The following is a 17314-nucleotide window of genomic DNA, read 5'->3' as shown; positions in this document are numbered from 1 at the left end:
TAAAGAACTCGACCCCAGTTGTATCAAGTGCTCATTTAGCCTGCAATTGTGACTCTATTTCGGCCATTTGACTTACTTTGGTAAAGCATACTGTCCGCTTTTTGCATGATCTCTTCGGAGTCCTCACCACTACGAATGGCAGCACCAATACTGAGGGTACAACTAAGTTGTCGACCTTTGTGTTCACAATGAGAGTGACTCACGGTATTCAAGATGCACTCTAAATAACGATTCAAAGCTTCATGATTCGAGATGCTAGAGATAATGCAGAACTCATCACCACCTAAACGGAACAGGTCGTCCCCTTGTTTCAGGTTCACAGAAATCAACTTGATGACATGAATAAGCAAAGCGTCACCTGCTGGGTGCCCAAATTCATCGTTAATGCCTTTGAACTTGTCGATATCAAACCCAATCAAACTAAAAGGTTGGTCTCGCTCAATCGCCTTATCCAGTTTCTTATTGAAAGCACGTCGGTTATAAATTTCAGTCAGGCTATCGTGGTCAGCTAAGAAGCGAAGCTCCTCTGTCCTTTTATCCAACATTGCATACAGGCGTTCTTTTTCTCTGATTTGCATGTTCACAATATACGCCAACAGCAAAGAGATGGTTGTGCCAACCAAAGCGATTCCGGTTAACACTAGGTAACCGTAGAAAGAGATGCATGAGTCTATCTTGTAGTCGATCTTCCAATCACGGTTAGTCAGTGCGATCGTTTTGGTAATGTGGTGCCCAGATACCGCTTCATAACCTTCGGTTTCAAATAAGATTGGCGAATCCTCCGCCTCGAATCCGGTATCGGTAACACGAATATACACATCCATATCACCTACCGCTGACGCCAAAAGGTTTTCAAAATAATAGGTGGTGCGAACCACGCCAATAACAACACCGAGTAAGTTGTCGCTTTCGCCTTCAAATACTGGGTGGTAAACCAACATGCCGCTCTTTGGGGTGTCTTGATCTAGCCCGTCTTGTATCAGACGCACCTTGTCTGAAATATTCGCTTCTCGGGTCTGTTTAATGTTTTCTAAAACGCGCTTGAATCGCTCACGAGAAGAGTAAAAGCCTAGAACCTTGTCGTTAGCGGCAGTATTGGGATACAAGTCAGTTGCGATAAAAGCCGGCTCACCATCTAAGATGTAGCCATAAGTTTTTGCTTCATGCTTCGGGATGGTAAACAGTTTATAGGATGGATACTTTTCTTTCATCTGAGCCGTGTGTTCAGCAATCTCATCTGGCTCCACTTTTTGCATCCACTGCAAACCGATTAGGCTCTTTGAATCATTAATGGTTTGCTGAGCAAAACGGTCGAATTTATCCCAGTTCTCAGGATCATTCGAATAGAAGAAATTGGCGCCGGAACCTATGTAAGCCACATCATTAGCGATAAACGCTTCCAAGCTCAATGTCTGGTGAGTAGCAAAGCTATTCAGATTCATATTCAGGGCGCGGTTTTGGTTCAGCGCGACTAATATAAAACACAACACAGTAATCAAAAAGCTGACCGAAAATACGACCAAAGGGAGGGTTCGTCTCTTCAACCCTGTTAGAGGGTCGGTAGTGTGCGGCATAGATGTTCCAATTAGGCGTTAATGAGCTAAAAGTATATAACGGAAGGGATTCATGCTCCATTTCTGTTTCGTCTTAAAACTGACATAAAACGGGCATTGTTTACCTCTCGCTTACATCAGCGGCCAATATTCAGGCAAATCTCGACTAAATTTCAAGCTAACACACCAAAAACACACTTGATTGAAAACATTAAATACCACTCTTAAGCCTTGAATATGCTAGTATCCATCCATATTTATAGCTAGAAAGTGACCATTTCGGCCTCGTGCCATTGCGTTCCTTTCCAACCTGTATATTCCTTTGAACCGACGAATATACCGTTAAATCAATTTTAAAGAGAAATCACTATGATCGTTGATTTGAACCTAATCCCACAAACGTTTGATATGCTTCACGCAGGCTTAACTGCATCAAGCGTTTTACTACTGCTTATTGCCGTTTCTCGTAAATCCAAAGTGGTTGAGAAAGTCGTAGAAAAACCAGTAGAGAAGATCGTTGAAGTTGAAAAGCCAGTTGAAAAAATTGTCGAAGTTGAAAAAGTTGTTGAAGTTGAAAAAGTGATCGAAAAAGTAGTCGAAGTTGAGTCTAAGCTGGCTACAGCACCAACAGATTCTGCAATGCAACTTCTGTCTATAATGCAACAAGAAGCTCGCTTGATCGACTTCCTAAAAGAAGACCTAACGTCATTCTCTGACGAAGAAGTTGGCGCAGCGGCTCGTGTTATTCACACTGGCGGCCAAAAAGTATTAGCAGACTATGTAACGCTTTCTCACATCCGCAGTGAAGATGAAGAAACGCGCATCACGGTTGCTGAAGGTTTCAACCCGCAAGAAATCCGCCTAACAGGCAATGTAACCGGTAATGCACCATTCAACGGCACACTAGTTCACAAAGGTTGGAAAGCAACTGATATGAACCTTCCTAAGCTTGCAGAGAACTACGATGCATCTGTGATTGCACCGGCAGAGGTGGAGCTATAATGGAACACCAAAGTCATTCAGCTCAAGAGCATTCACAAGAGCTATCATCTCAAGAGCAACATCAGGCACCTAAGTTCAGTGTTGGTATCGATTTAGGTACTACACACTGCGTTTTGTCTTTCATCGATACAACCAATGAAGACGCTCGCGTTGAGGTAATGCCAATCCCTCAACTGACTGCTCCAGGTACAGTAGAAACTCGCAGCCAACTTGGCTCGTTCCTATACCAGCCACACGAACACGAAATGAATGCGAGCTCTCGCGTTCTTCCTTGGTCTTCTGAGCCAAAAGCCCTAGTGGGTGCGATTGCTCGTAACCTTGGTTCAAAAACCCCTATCCGTTTGGTAGCAAGTGCAAAATCTTGGCTATGTCACGGTGGTGTTAACCGTCGTGATGCATTCCTTCCTGCAGGTAGCCCTGAAGAAGTGGAAAAGGTATCTCCGCTTAAGACTACTGAACTGTACCTTGAGCACCTTAAAGATGCTTGGAACCACGCAAACCCAGAACACAAACTGGCAGACCAAGACGTAACAATCACGGTTCCAGCTTCGTTTGATCCTGCTGCACGCGACCTAACAGCTGAGGCTGCACGTAATGTGGGTTTCACTCACTTAACGCTTTTAGAAGAGCCTCAAGCAGCTCTTTATAGCTGGATCGATAACAGCGATGATAAATGGCGTGACGAAGTTGACGTTGGCGACATCGTACTTGTTGTTGATATCGGTGGTGGTACTACCGACCTTTCGTTAGTTGAAGTCACTCAAGACGACGGCAACCTAAGCCTGAACCGTATCGCAGTAGGTGAACACATCCTACTGGGCGGCGACAACATGGACTTGGCTCTTGCTTACCGCTTGAAGATGAAACTGGCGCAAGACGGCAAAGAGCTGGCACCATGGCAAGTTCAAGCGATGACTCACGCTTGTCGCGATGCTAAAGAAGCGCTTCTTAACGATGCTGAACTGCAATCTGTGCCAATCGTGGTACCAAGCCGTGGTTCTAAACTGCTTGGCGCGACACTGAAGACAGAACTGACTCAGCAAGAAGTTCAACAAACATTGGTTGATGGCTTCTTCCCTAAAGTTGCTGTGACTGAGCACCCTGTACAAAAGACGCGTGGCGCACTGACTCAAATGGGTCTGCCTTACGCTCAAGACGCGGGTATCACTCGTCACATTGCTGCATTCCTTTCTAAGCAAGCGAACGCGCTTTCTGGAAATAGCGAAGCCGCTCAACAAGATTTCAATCCGTTTGCAAACATGCCAGGTATGCCTGGTGCTGAAGCGCCTGCTGCTGACTTCATCAAGCCAACAGCAATCCTGTTTAACGGTGGTGTTCTAAAATCTAACCTACTTGCTGATCGTCTTTCAGACACCATCAACGAGTGGTTAATCAATGCTGATGCAGAATTTGCTAAACAGCTTTCAGGTTTAGACCTAGACCTTGCGGTTGCAAGTGGTGCTTCTTACTACGGCGCTGTGCGTCGTGGTCAAGGCGTTCGTATCCGCGGTGGTATCGCATCTTCTTACTACGTAGGAATCGAGAGCGCGATGCCAGCAATCCCAGGTATGGCTCCTCCTATGGAAGCACTGTGTGTTGCTCCATTTGGTATGGAAGAAGGTTCAAGCGTTCAAGTGCCTAGCCAAGAGTTCGGTCTAGTGATTGGTCAGCCTGTTCACTTCCAATTCTTCGGTTCAACGACACGCCGTGAAGATGAAGCCGGTACTCACCTTGATCACTGGGCACCAGAAGAGCTTGATGAGCTTCCTGAAATCCAAGTGACACTACCTGTTTCTGAAGGCCGCCGCGAAGGTGAAGTGGTTCCGGTTACTTTGGCTTCTCGTGTTACAGAGCTTGGTACTCTATACCTAGAAGCGATTGCCACTGACAATGGTCAGAAATGGCACGTTGAGTTCGACGTTCGTGAAGATTCGAACAACGACTCAAACGAAGAAGCATAATGAATCAACGGCACCTTAGCGGGTGCCGTTACTTTATCAGTACCGTTCCCAACCTAGTCCTGCCTGTATCTCAGGAATGACGTTACGAATAACAACAATAAGACCAAAGCATCAGCAAACTGGTCATCACTCTGGAAGAATAAGGTTTTGTATGGCAACTCCTCGTTTTTTAGTCGGCATTGACTTAGGCACAACCAACACTGTGGTTGCCTACTGTGAAATCAACGACGACCTACAACACGCTCCCGTTTCTCTTTTCGATATCGATCAGCTCATCGGCCCCGGTGAAGTGGTTCGTAAACCCCTACTTCCATCATTTCGTTACCACCCAGCACAAGGTCAAATCTCCCCTTCTGACCTGACGATGCCGTGGGAGCCAAGCCCAGTACAAGGCGACATTAAAAATGTGATCGTCGGTGAATGGGCACGTGAACTGGGTGCTAAGGTTGAAGGCCGCCAAGTATCGAGTGCCAAGAGTTGGTTATCTCACCAAGCGGTTGACCGCAGCTCAGATATTCTCCCTTGGGCAGGGGCTGCCGATGTTGATAAAGTATCGCCGGTTGTTGCGAGTGCGAGCTACCTGAATCACATTCGCCAAGCATGGAACTACCGTAACCCAAGCAACAAACTTGAAGATCAAGACGTTGTTGTAACGGTTCCTGCATCATTCGATGAGACAGCACGTAAGCTGACACTTGAAGCCGCAGAACTTGCTGGCTTGGGTAAGATTCTATTACTCGAAGAGCCTCAAGCGGTTTGTTATGACTGGTATGCTCGTCACCAACAAACGGCGGCGGAAGAGCTTCAGCAGATCCCATTGATCTTAGTGTGTGATGTCGGCGGTGGTACTACCGACTTGAGCTTAATTGAAGCCAAGTTCGATGTAAATAACGATGCGAGTAACGCTGGTCATAACGAGCTAGCACTCGACCGTATCGGTGTTGGCGAACACTTAATGCTGGGTGGTGATAACCTAGATTTAGCCCTCGCTCACCTTGCAGAGCAGCGCTTCAATCAAAACAAGAAGCTGAACGCCTCTAGCCTAACCAAACTGATTCAACAAACTCGCGCTGCAAAAGAGAGCCTGCTTTCCGCTAATGCGCCTGACGATGTAAAGATCACCATGCTGGGTAGTGGCTCGAAGCTGCTAGGCGGCACCAAAAGTATTGGTTTAACCAAACAAGAAGTTCATCAAATCGCTTTGGAAGGCTTCTTCCCTCTTTCTGAATTTACGGAAACACCAGACAAACGTCGCAGCGCCGTGGTTGAATTCGGCCTGCCTTATGTTGCTGATCCTGCAGTCAGCAAGCACGTTGCAGAGTTCCTAACGACACATCAACAAGTGTCTAAAGCTGCACTGGAAAACTCTGACTCTATTGAATTCGATGACACCAAGCCTGCTATCCCTGTCGGTGTGTTGCTTAACGGTGGTGTATTCAACAGTGAGCTGGTGACTGAGCGTATTACTCAGCTACTGGGCAAGTGGAACGGTTCTCCAATTACAGTATTAGATAACCCTCATCCGGATTGGTCAGTGGCGCTAGGTGCGGTTGCTTTTGGTAAAGCACGCCGTGGCGCACAACTTAAAATCGGTGGTGGTGCTGCTCGTTCTTACTTCTTACATCTACAAGAAAAGAACAAGATGGGTAAGGCACTGTGTCTACTGGCCAAAGGTACTGAAGAAGGTCAAGAAATCCGTTTGAACAGCCGTCGTTTCTCATTGACGCTGGGCGAACCGGTTCGTTTTAATCTACTGACTTCAACACACGATCAAATCGCTCATGACACTGCAATCCAAAACGGTGTAATGGTGGATGTGGATGCTGATCTGTTCTCCCCTCTTCCACCTTACATTTCCACCTTGGAAGGTTCGGGCACTGCAGAACTTCAAGCCAACCAAAAAGAGCGCGTTGAAGTGCTACTTGCTTGTCAGTTGACCGAAGTCGGCACACTGAAAATGGAGTGTGTGAGCACAGAAGATGACTCTAAACGTTGGTTGTTAGAGTTTGAAGTAAGAAACAAGCAAGGTGATGAATCCGATAACTCTAAACTTCATCCGAGATTGGATGAGTGTAAGGAGCTGATTTCTCGCCTATACAGCGGCAATAAGAAGAGTGCTGAATCGAAAGAGATCAAAACTCTGTCTAAAGATCTTGAGAAACGACTCGGTAAACGCGATGAATGGGACTTCACGACCCTTCGTCACCTGTTCGATAGCTTCTCATTAGGTCGCAAACGTCGTCGCCGCTCAGAAGCACACGAGAAGAACTGGCTACGTTTAGCGGGTTACTCGCTGCGTCCTGGCTTTGGTGACACAACGGACTCATGGCGTATCGAGCAAATCTGGGGCCTTTACCAACAAAACATCCAGTTTAAGAACCACCAAGGTTGGACTGACTGGTGGGTGTTCTGGCGTCGTGTAGCAGGCGGTTTAAACCAAGAGCAGCAAGAGACTATCTTGGCAGACATTGCTAAGTATCTTCACCCGGGCGCAATGAAGAACCCTAAAACAGCAAAAGATGCACAAGACAATGGTTATGAAGCCATGGTGCGATTAGCCGCATCGCTTGAGCAACTGGAAGTGGAAGACAAGGTACTGCTAGCGACATGGTTCCTAAGCAAAGCGATTAACCATAATCAATTTGAGCAAGCGCACTGGTGGGCTCTAGGTCGATTGGCTTCAAGAACGCCTTTGTATGGCAGCCAACACAGTGTCATTCCTCGCGAGCAAGCAGAACAATGGTTACCGAAGCTGCTTGAGCAAAACTGGCAGAAAGAGCAGATGATAGCCTTTGCTGCTGTGATGATTTGTCGTAAGACCGGCGACCGACAGTTTGATATCTCTGACGATTATCGTAATCAAGTGATTGAGAAACTCAAGCAAAGCAAGGTGCCAGAGTCTTGGTTAACACTCGTCAGTGAAGTCACAGAGCTGTCTGAGAGTGAATCTAAGCGTGTGTTTGGTGATGCTTTACCAAGCGGCTTAAGCCTGATCAATAACTAGGTTTGAAAACGATTAGCTTTCGTTGTTAATGGTAAAGAAGCTAGCAAGAAAAGAAAAAGCCACTTTCGATTCGTTGAAAGTGGCTTTTTTATTGGTGGCTTAAGGCTGATATGTGTCGTTGATAATCAGCTTTCGGGTTAATAGCCTCAGCCGTGTTGCAGTTAATCATTGTTAATGTTTCGTTCCAGTTGGGTTGATAGGAAAATCCGTATTTTCATAAATATCGGACAGTTTTTTCGGTTTCTTCTCTTTGACTCCTTTCTGAGATTGGTTATGAGTTTCGCTTAAAAGCCATTCCTCATGCATTTTTGCTGAATCCAAAAACTCTGGATCCTCCATTGCTTCCTTGCGAAGTTTATTTACACGTTCGAGAGTATCCCAAATCATAATACTTCACCTCCACTAAGGCAGTACTATAAAGATAGCCCAAAGCCATAAAACTTCAACTAAGCCAATGAGATAGCGATCTCAATTTCGTAAATTTCCCTTTTTAAACGAATAGGAATTCGATTCAATTTTCGGGTTCAAACAGTGGGTGTTTCGCAACGATCTTTAAAGATCCACAGGCACAAAAAAAGCGAGCTCGATGCTCGCTTTTTATCTGTTGTTTATGCAACGTAGACTTAATCAAATCATGCTGTAATTAAGCACGGTTACCGATTTTCACAGTACCGTTTGTTGCAAACCACAGGGCTTCTGAACGACGGCGACCTAGTAAAATTGGGCCATCATCGTAGAACAAAAAGTTCTTCCAATGCTTCTTGAAAATCGCCCATTTGGTCTCAAGTACATTGTATTTTTCGTAACAAAAATAAACAGTTACGTCATCTTGCCAATCAATGAAGTTCAAGATCTCTTCTGGCATTTCTGGCTCATCCGCCTCCCAGTGTGCCATCCAGCTGATCTCTTCATTCCAGTTCGATGCTTTGCTCGGCCAGTCTTGCGAGCTTAGTCGTTCTGCGTCTGGGCTTTGAGGGCTTACGTTCTCTTTCCAGAACTGAGATGCTCTTGCCTGTGTCATTGGTTTAATCTTTTCCAAGTCCTCAGCGGGTAGTGGCATCGACTGGTGAGTGAAAATCCATTTTCTTTGGTATTCGTCCAAAGTTGTGTATGACATCAAAATTCCTCAAATTTCTTCTCAGGCTTATGGATTACCATGCCTATATGTTCTTTTTGATGCAGCGGCGATTAGAGATCGCTTGATATTCGCTGCCTTTAAATTCGTTTTTAGCTTGTTTACTTAAATGCGCTTGTTGTTAAATGCACCTATTGGTAAATACGCTTATTTTTTAATACGCATATTGCTAAATGCGCTCGGTGCTAAGTACAACTGCGTCTAAACCTTGCGTCTGTCTTCCCAGTTCGGGTTAACTAACGCGGTCAGTATATGGTCTTCCCATTTACCGTTAATCTGTAGGTAGTCTTTAGCAAAACCTTCACGAACAAATCCAAGATGTTCCAACACACCAGCACTTCGCTCATTGTGAGGCATATAGCCCGCCATTAAGCGATGCATGTTCTGCACGTCAAACATGTAGTCCTTCGCCATGCACAAGCCTCTGCGCATGTAACCGTGGCCCTGAGCGCGCTCTGCGAGTGAATAACCAACGTTACACGCGTAGAACGGGAAACGGGACAAATTACTGAACGAAATCGTCCCTAACATTTCGTTAGAGTCCGCATTAATCAATAAACAGTAGTACCCAAGCCCCATTTTATGAAGCTCATTAAGCTTAATTAGGCGCTGCGCCCAACCCGTTCTATCAAAAAACGCATCTTCGCGAATCGGCTCCCAAGGCTTAAGGTACTCTCGGTTAGTTTGAAAGTACTCGCTGATCATGTTCGCATCGTCTATCTCAGCGGTGCGCAGAATCAGGTTGCCATCGCGCTTATAAATGCGTTCCGGTGTGCTCAAATCTTCCATAATCTTGTTCTTATTCGATCAGTTCTTTCTGATACCGTAATCGCGCAGTTTGTTGGCAATTGAGGTGTGAGAAACATTCAAGCGTTTTGCTAGTTTACGGCTTGATGGGAACGACTGGTAAAGCTTCTCTAGAATCTGAGATTCATAGTCTTTCATGATCTCATCCAGAGAACCATCTAAGCTTAGGTTCGCCATGCCTGCCGTCATGGTTTCTAACTGAGGTAAGTGAAATTGCTCAACCGTTAAGGTATCTGAATCCAGCTCTGTCAGTGCGCGTAGAACCATGTTGTCTAATTGACGAATGTTACCCGGCCATTGGTAGTTACCAAGCTGGTCGATCAACTCTTGAGTTAGCTTTGGTTTTAACATGCCTAGCTGTTGTGCGTATTTCGCAACAAACAGCTCCAACAAAGGTGCGACGTCGTTAGAACGTTCACGCAATGCAGGAATAGACAGAGTCAGTACATTCAAGCGGTAGAACAAGTCTTCACGGAATGAACCCGAATCTGCAAGTTCAGAAAGACGGTGACGCGTTGACGCGATAATACGAACATCAGCGTGCATCTCTTCTTCTTCACCAACACGGCGGAATGAACCGTCCTGTAGGAAACGAAGCAGTTTGATTTGTAGATGCGGACTCATTTCGCCAATCTCATCTAAAAATACCGTGCCGCCATTCGCTTGTTCGAAAATACCTTTATGACCTTGCTCATGGTTGAATGAACCCGGAGCATGACCAAACAATTCGGTTTCTGCTACGTCATCTGGCATCGATGCACAGCTTAGAATCAAGAATGGGAAAGACGAGCGGTTTGAGCGGTTGTGACACGCTTTAGCCAGCATCTCTTTACCCGTACCAGTATCGCCTTCAATTAATAGTGGCTGATCCAGCATCGCCAATTTCTTAGCTTGGCTGATCAAGGCTTTATGGCGATTAGAGACACCAACAAAGTGTTCAAAGCCTAGGTTGTTCTGTTCTGGGATGGCATCTGGTGTGTTCATCTCTTGGTTACAAGAGCGAATCGTCATTACTGCACTCGCCAGTACAGCTTCGTTAACGTCGCCACCAAGATAAATCGGTAGGATCTCAATCGAGAAATCTAAACCATCCAACACCACAACTTCACGATGACGTGTCACATCGCCTTCGATCCAACGAGCAAAGTTAAAACTAGGCACGAATGTCGATAGCGGTTCACCGATCACTTCGTCTTCTTGCTTGTTGAATAGGTTCAATGCAGCGTGGTTTGCCATGTCGACTGAGCCTTTAAGGTCAATCGCAATCACGGGATCAGGCAGGTTAGCCAGCAGAGCAATCAGCTCTGTGTTATGCCTTTCGCTTGGCATAAATTGAATTTTACGTACATCCTTCACACCTGAAATTCGGCGAATTTCAGCCATAAGTTCACTAAAAGCATCAAAATCGATATCAGGGCAGTTTAGGTAAATAATGCCTTTAACATCAATTTCGATTCCTCTTAAATCAATGCTTTTTGAGGCCAAGATATCGAGCAACTCACGCGTTAAGCCGAGTCTGTCTTCACACAATACTTCAAGACGCACAAATAGTCCTATTATAGGTGTCAGGATAAGTTGACAGTAGTGTGAATTAAGGTCTGAGTTCAGTCAAGAAGAAGAGTAAACATATGTTTACTCTTCGCTCGCAAACCACTCAATGTCATACATTTTGTTTCAAAGTGGTATGCATTATTTCAGCGTGATTCGTTTTATTTCAGAAAGGACGGCTTTTCGCATATCGGCCAGTTTTACTTTGCGCTCGTTATGCCAAGGCATTGGGCGAAGCAGTGTCATAGCTTTTAAACCCAGTCGAGCAGTCAGAATACCAACACCTAGGCCCTGCCCTGCTCGTGCTGAGACTTTACCGGCAAGATCCATCGAGACTAAGTCCATACTCGCATCAATTGCCAGTTCACTCGCGCCCGCTGCCGCCATGTTGATTAACACCAACTTGAACAACTTAATGCGAGACCAGTAACCAAGCTCAATACCATACACATCAGCAAGCTTGTCTATCATGGTGAAACTACGCCATGCCACCAGCAACATATCTGCCGCCGCTAAAGGGCTAACCGCAACCAAGGCCGCCGATTCCGTCGAGAACTTAGTCACGATTTGAGTTGCAATCTTATCTTGCTGGCTCACGACTAGCGCATCGTACATATCCAATACTTCAGCATCGCTGTGTGCAGGGTTAATGCTGTTTCGCCATTTATCGTAAGCTGGAGACTCGGCAATAATGCCGCCCTGCTTGGCAATGTTTTCACAGAATGCTTTGCCCTTACCGACACTTTGGCTTTGCAGTAGCTCTTCACTCTGCTCTTGCACGCTAAAGTGATCTTTCAGCGAGCGCAGTTTCCACAATTCTTTGCCTATTGCGCCTAAACCTAACGAAGCAATAGCAGCGATGAAACCCGCCCAACCTAGCGCAAGCCAGTCTGCTGATTGAATCGCGGCAATTACCGAATCAATCGCTTGCCAGCCGACTAAACCAGAGAAAGCAACCAGTAAGCCAGAACCCAACCACTTTCTCTTTTTGCTCGGTCGAATCACTTGTTCTAATTGCTGCTCAGCTTCGCCATCAAGCTCAGCTTCCACTTGCGGTGCTACGGGAACAAATTTTTCTTGTTCTGTGAACAGTTGTTGAGCACCTAAATCAGGGCTAACTTCGCTCTTATCTTGCTCATCAAAAGAGGTCTTCAACGGTTCATTAAAGACCTGCTTTGTTTTTAATTCACTCATTTAAATTGCCTCAATTACTTCAACTTGTCGCCAATGAGATACTCTAAAACCTTGTCGACTCTTAAATGCTGACAAGGCTCATCAGAGTGTTGCTCCATTGGCCTAAAGCTCGTGAAGTCAAACTGGTTAGTTTCCCAATACTGTTTGTTCGGCAGCTTACGTGGCACCTCACCCGGATACATGGTTTGAGGCACGTTATCCAAGGTCACACCCTGCAGCGCAGGCACATTATCTGAACCTGACGAGATGTAGCCGGCACTGGTCGCTTGAATAGACGCGATGCTCATACAGCTCATGTCGATATGTTCAAACGCTGCTTGTTGCCACGCTGGGTGCACCATTTGCTGTAACAGTGACACCAAGTTTGGATGCTGGTCTGGTGTTACATGGTCGGCTTTGGTGGCTGCAAACAAGATCTTGTCGATCTTCGGCGCAAACAAGCGTCTTAAGATGTTACTTCGACCGTACTTAAAGCTCTTCAATAACTGCTCAAGTGCGCCACGCATATCCATGAAAGAGTCGTAGCCTGCATTGAGTGGCTGCAAACAGTCCACCAGCACGATCTGTCTATCGAACGTCGCAAAGTGATTCTTATAGAACGCCTTCACGACCTTCTGTTGATACTCTTCATAACGCGCTTTTAGCACAGCATAGTTACTTGTTTTTGAGAACTTACCTTCCGGTGTAGCACACGGGAAAAACTGCAACACAGGCGCGCCTTCAAGCTCACCAGGTAATACGAATCGACCCGGTTGTACCCAGTGCAGTCCGCGACTTTTACAAGCATGAAGGTACTGAGTGTAGCTATCGGCAATCGCGACCAGTTTCTTTTCGTCGGCTTCAGCTAACAAGTCGATGTCACCGCGCAGCACATTCCACTCTTGCGAATAGGTTTCTCTTTCGCCTTTCAGTGCCGCAAACTGGGACTGACTCCAAGTCTCGAAATCCATATCCAGCAGTGGCAAATCGAGTAACCATTCGCCCGGATAATCAACGATATCAAGATAAAGCGTGCTGTTTTTGCTCAGCAGCTTCTTTGCACCTTTAGCCGGCTTATATTTGATCGCTAATCGAATTTCACTAACATCACGCGTCGGCACTGGCCATTCTGGTGGCTGAGAAGTGAGTGACTCCATCGCTTCATCGTAAGAGAAACGGGGAATCATCATGTTGTGCTGCGGGATACGCTTTGCGCCAATAATCCTCCCATCTCTCGCCGATGAAAGAAGCGGTAAATTTTTGTGAGTAGAGGTATGAAGAAGCTGGTTAACCAACGAGGTAATAAAAGCTGTTTTACCCGCACGAGACAAACCCGTGACCGCTACTCGAATGTGAGAATCCGTTCCTCTGCTAATAAAGTCACTCATTTCTTGAGTTAGGTGTTTCATTTGAACGACTCCGTGATAAATAGGCTAGCTGATTATGATAATAGAGAGGCAAGCCTATGTTCTTTCCCTGTTGGGATAGTTTGTATGCTTTTACTTTTCTTTTGCTTATGTTGGTGAGTATGCAATACCCATTCTTAATGCTAGATGAATAAAAGCCCCTGACTACATTCATAATCAGGGGCTTTGAATTTTTTCGTTGATGTCGGACTAATCATCTTCTATCAGCTTGTAGATAACAAACAGTGTTATCTCAGAAATCAACCACAATACACATGTGATAGTTACGTATTTTTCGTTAAAGATGCTGATTCCGTGCAAGATCAAATCGTAACCAATGAAACTACCAATCACCACTGCCAAGATAATCTGTAGGATCTGAATAAAACGAGGCATTCCTCTCTCCTATGTTCTTATATCAAACGATGTGTTTATCACTATATCATTGATAATAAGACAAAAGTGCAGATAATGCTGCACTTTTGTCTTTAACTTTCTGTCAAAATTTGCAATTCAAACAGTGAAGCCAACATCAATTACGATTTTTTGGCTTCGTTTAATTAAGCTTTTTCAGCTTCAGCAATTTTCACTTTCCACGTGTCAGGACCGATCTGGTGTGCGTTAGCACCCGTTGAATCAACCGCAACCGTTACTGGCATGTCTTCAACTTCAAACTCGTAAATCGCTTCCATACCAAGATCTTCAAACGCTACTACGCGTGCTTTTTTGATTGCTTTCGCGACTAGGTAAGCTGCGCCGCCGACTGCCATCAAGTAAACCGCTTTGTGTTCTTTGATTGACTCAACCGTTGCAGGACCACGCTCAGCTTTACCGATCATGCCCATGATGCCTGTTTCGTTTAGCATCATGTCTGTGAACTTATCCATACGTGTTGACGTTGTTGGACCCGCAGGACCTACCGCTTCATCGCCAACTGCATCAACAGGACCAACGTAGTAGATAAACTTGCCTTTAAAATCAACGCCAGCTGGTAAGCCTTCGCCGCTTTCTAGCATGCCTTGAATACGTTTATGAGCTGCATCACGGCCGGTTAAGATCTTACCTGATAGAAGAACAGTCTCGCCTGTCTTCCACTCTTGTACGTCTTCTTTGGTGACTTCATCAAGGTTAACGCGGCGTGTGTTTGCACCCGCTTCCCAAGTGATGTCTGGCCATTCTTCTAGCTTAGGTGGCGTGAGCTCTGCTGGGCCGCTGCCGTCTAGTGTGAAGTGAACGTGACGCGTTGCTGCACAGTTCGGGATTAAGCAAACTGGCTTAGATGCTGCGTGTGTTGGTGCTGTTTTGATTTTCACATCTACCACAGTCGTTAGGCCGCCAAGACCTTGTGCACCAATACCCAGTTTGTTTACACGGTTGAAGATGTCTAGACGAAGCTCTTCTTCTGCGTTCTCAGGACCTTTCTCGATAAGCTCTTGGATATCGATGTGTTCCATCAAAGATTCTTTCGCAAGTACCGCTGCTTTCTCAGCTGTACCGCCGATACCTATGCCTAGCATGCCCGGAGGACACCAACCTGCACCCATGGTTGGTAGCGTCTTCTCTACCCATTCTGCAATATCGTCAGAAGGGTTCAGCATAACCATCTTAGTTTTGTTCTCAGAACCGCCGCCTTTCGCCGCGATTTGAATTTCAACTTTGTTGCCCGGAACCATATTAATGTGAACAACCGCTGGCGTGTTGTCTTTAGTATTAATACGCTTACCTGCAGGGTCCATTAGGACAGATGCACGCAATGGGTTATCTGGGTTGTTGTAAGCTTGACGAACGCCTTCATCAACCATCTGTTGTACTGTTTGATCCGTTTCCCACCTAACATCCATACCGATGTTCACGAAACAAGTAACAATACCCGTATCCTGACAAATTGGACGATGGCCTTCCGCAGACATACGCGAGTTGATAAGAATTTGAGCGATCGCATCTTTTGCTGCTTGGCTCTCTTCTTTCTCGTACGCTTTTTCTAGGGCTTGGACAAAGTCTAAAGGGTGATAATAAGAAATGTACTGAAGTGCGTCAGCGACACTGCTGATCACATCTTGCTTACGAATAACCGTCATTGCATGCCTCTTTATTGTTCTGGTTCCATGTGGGTTCGCGGTTTGGCTTTTTATGCCGAATCGAATTAGTGGGTTTAGCTTTTTATTGTGTTGAGCTGTATTTAGTTGCTTTAGCAATCGCTTGCATAGCTGTAAACTAAACCACTTGGATTACTCCGTTCTAATCAAGAACCCATTTTATTTTCAATTTATGATACTCTTGCTTCCTCTCACACGCCATGCAGTGATCGAACTCTTTGTCACAAATTAAACAAATGAATAACAACGAATTTCGCTCTATCCAAATCAAGCCGCTTGAATATCAATCAACTTTAGCTAAACAGCTGTTTTCTCATATTGAAAGCCTGCCGTGGGCAATGCTATTACGCTCTGCCTCAGAAAGCCACGTTGATAGTCGATACGACATTTTAGTTGCTCAACCCATCGCCACCTTTGAAACGATCGGTGCAAAAACTACCGTTAATGTTAATGAGACGTGCGAGGTTTCAGAGTCTGATCCTTTCGAACTACTCGACCAATATCAGCAGCAATTATTGCCGGCAACCAAAGACCATCCTGAATTGCCATTTGTTGGCGGCGCATTGGGCTACTTTAGCTATGATTTAGGCCGTAGAGTGGAAACACTTCCGTCTCTGGCAAAGCGTGATATTGACGCTCCCGACATGGCGGTTGGTTTGTATGAATGGGCTATCGTGGTTGATCACAAGCTTAAAACAGCGTGTGTGGTTGGACAGAACATCGAGGCTCACTGGAATTGGTTATCTGAGCAGCAAGACAAACCTCACGCAGCTGAATTTCGTCTAACGACACCGTGGCAATCGAACATGAGCGAACAGAACTACGCGGACAAGTTCGATAGCGTTCAAGAGTACCTACTATCTGGCGACTGTTATCAGATCAACTTGGCTCAGCGCTTCAATGCCAAATACCAAGGCAGCGAATGGTTGGCCTACGAAAAGCTTGAGCAGTATAACTCGGCGCCATTTTCTGGTTTCATCCGTTTAGCCGACAGCGCCATCATCAGTGTCTCTCCCGAGCGTTTCTTAGAACTTAAAGATAACGTTATTGAGACCAAGCCTATTAAAGGCACACGCCCTCGTTCTGATGACCACGTAATTGATGATGCGAACGCACAAGACTTAGCAAGTGCCGATAAAGATCAGGCAGAGAACCTGATGATTGTTGACCTACTTCGTAATGACATCGGCCGAGTCGCAAAACCGGGCACCGTTCATGTACCTAAACTGTTCGATATTGAAAGCTTCCCCGCTGTGCATCACTTAGTGAGCACAATAAGAGCTGACCTGGACTATCAGTACTCAGCAACGGACCTATTAAGAGCTTGCTTCCCTGGCGGTTCGATTACTGGCGCACCTAAAGTTCGCGCCATGCAGATCATTGAAGAACTAGAGCCTCATCGTCGCTCTGCTTATTGCGGCAGTATTGGTTACATCAGCCGAAACGGCAGAATGGACACCAGCATCACCATTCGTACCTTAGTAGCAGAGAACAACATGCTTTATGCTTGGGCTGGCGGTGGTGTGGTGTTTGATAGTGATTGCGCTTCTGAATACCAAGAGACGCTAGATAAGCTCAGCCGTATCTTACCCGTGCTTGAAGAATACTAAGCTAACTAAACGCTAAAAG

General features: G+C 45.7%; 13 protein-coding genes. 4 read left to right on the top strand and 9 right to left on the bottom strand.

Annotation, left to right across the window (positions count from 1 at the left end):
- Positions 1-35: 35 nt before the first annotated feature.
- Complete coding sequence (locus L0992_06710) at positions 36-1574, bottom strand: sensor domain-containing diguanylate cyclase (GenBank protein ID XGB68371.1); 1539 nt, start codon at positions 1572-1574, stop codon at positions 36-38.
- A gap of 348 nt (positions 1575-1922) precedes the next feature.
- Between L0992_06710 and L0992_06705 the strand changes: the two genes are divergently transcribed.
- From L0992_06705 to L0992_06695, 3 genes are all read left to right on the top strand, one after another.
- The gene (locus L0992_06705; GenBank protein ID XGB68370.1) at positions 1923-2555 is read left to right on the top strand and encodes a DUF2760 domain-containing protein; all 633 of its coding nucleotides are present in this window, start codon (positions 1923-1925) and stop codon (positions 2553-2555) included.
- Complete coding sequence (locus tag L0992_06700; GenBank protein ID XGB68369.1) at positions 2555-4516, top strand: Hsp70 family protein; 1962 nt, start codon at positions 2555-2557, stop codon at positions 4514-4516. Before L0992_06705 ends, L0992_06700 begins: the two co-directional genes overlap by 1 nt.
- 151 nt (positions 4517-4667) lie before the next feature.
- Positions 4668-7520, top strand: coding sequence for a hsp70 family protein (locus tag L0992_06695; protein ID XGB68368.1), 2853 nt, complete (start codon positions 4668-4670; stop codon positions 7518-7520).
- A gap of 171 nt (positions 7521-7691) precedes the next feature.
- Here the strand turns inward: L0992_06695 and L0992_06690 are convergent, their stop codons facing one another.
- The 8 genes from L0992_06690 to L0992_06655 all read right to left on the bottom strand — a co-directional run bounded on the left by L0992_06690 (position 7692) and on the right by L0992_06655 (position 15667).
- Positions 7692-7907, bottom strand: a complete 216-nt coding sequence (locus tag L0992_06690) for a hypothetical protein (protein ID XGB68367.1) — start codon at positions 7905-7907, stop codon at positions 7692-7694.
- A gap of 256 nt (positions 7908-8163) precedes the next feature.
- Positions 8164-8637: a DUF2947 domain-containing protein gene (locus tag L0992_06685; GenBank protein XGB68366.1), complete on the bottom strand. Its 474-nt coding sequence runs from the start codon at positions 8635-8637 to the stop codon at positions 8164-8166.
- A gap of 219 nt (positions 8638-8856) precedes the next feature.
- Positions 8857-9444, bottom strand: coding sequence for a ribosomal protein S5-alanine N-acetyltransferase (gene rimJ, locus L0992_06680; protein XGB68365.1), 588 nt, complete (start codon positions 9442-9444; stop codon positions 8857-8859).
- An 18-nt stretch (positions 9445-9462) separates the two neighbouring features.
- A complete protein-coding gene (tyrR, locus tag L0992_06675; GenBank protein ID XGB68364.1) occupies positions 9463-11007 on the bottom strand; it encodes a transcriptional regulator TyrR in 1545 nt (514 codons plus the stop codon).
- Positions 11008-11151: 144 nt separating this feature from the next.
- Entirely contained in the window at positions 11152-12204 is a 1053-nt protein-coding gene (locus L0992_06670; protein ID XGB68363.1) for a YcjF family protein, read from the bottom strand.
- 14 nt (positions 12205-12218) lie between these two features.
- Positions 12219-13592, bottom strand: coding sequence for a YcjX family protein (locus tag L0992_06665; GenBank protein XGB68362.1), 1374 nt, complete (start codon positions 13590-13592; stop codon positions 12219-12221).
- Positions 13593-13799: 207 nt separating this feature from the next.
- Positions 13800-13985 carry a hypothetical protein gene (locus L0992_06660; protein XGB68361.1) on the bottom strand — a complete coding sequence of 62 codons (186 nt, stop codon included), beginning with the start codon at positions 13983-13985 and terminating at the stop codon, positions 13800-13802.
- A 164-nt stretch (positions 13986-14149) separates the two neighbouring features.
- Positions 14150-15667 carry a fumarate hydratase gene (locus tag L0992_06655; protein XGB68360.1) on the bottom strand — a complete coding sequence of 506 codons (1518 nt, stop codon included), beginning with the start codon at positions 15665-15667 and terminating at the stop codon, positions 14150-14152.
- A gap of 254 nt (positions 15668-15921) precedes the next feature.
- Here L0992_06655 and pabB point away from each other — a divergent pair, with 254 nt between their 5' ends.
- Positions 15922-17295, top strand: coding sequence for an aminodeoxychorismate synthase component I (pabB, locus tag L0992_06650; GenBank protein XGB68359.1), 1374 nt, complete (start codon positions 15922-15924; stop codon positions 17293-17295).
- The last annotated feature ends 19 nt before the right edge of the window (positions 17296-17314 follow it).

It is taken from the genome of Vibrio pomeroyi (assembly GCA_041879425.1).
Lineage (GTDB): Bacteria > Pseudomonadota > Gammaproteobacteria > Enterobacterales > Vibrionaceae > Vibrio > Vibrio pomeroyi_A.
The sequence above is the reverse complement of the archived record's forward strand: the minus strand, read 5'-3'. Positions and strand labels throughout refer to the sequence as shown.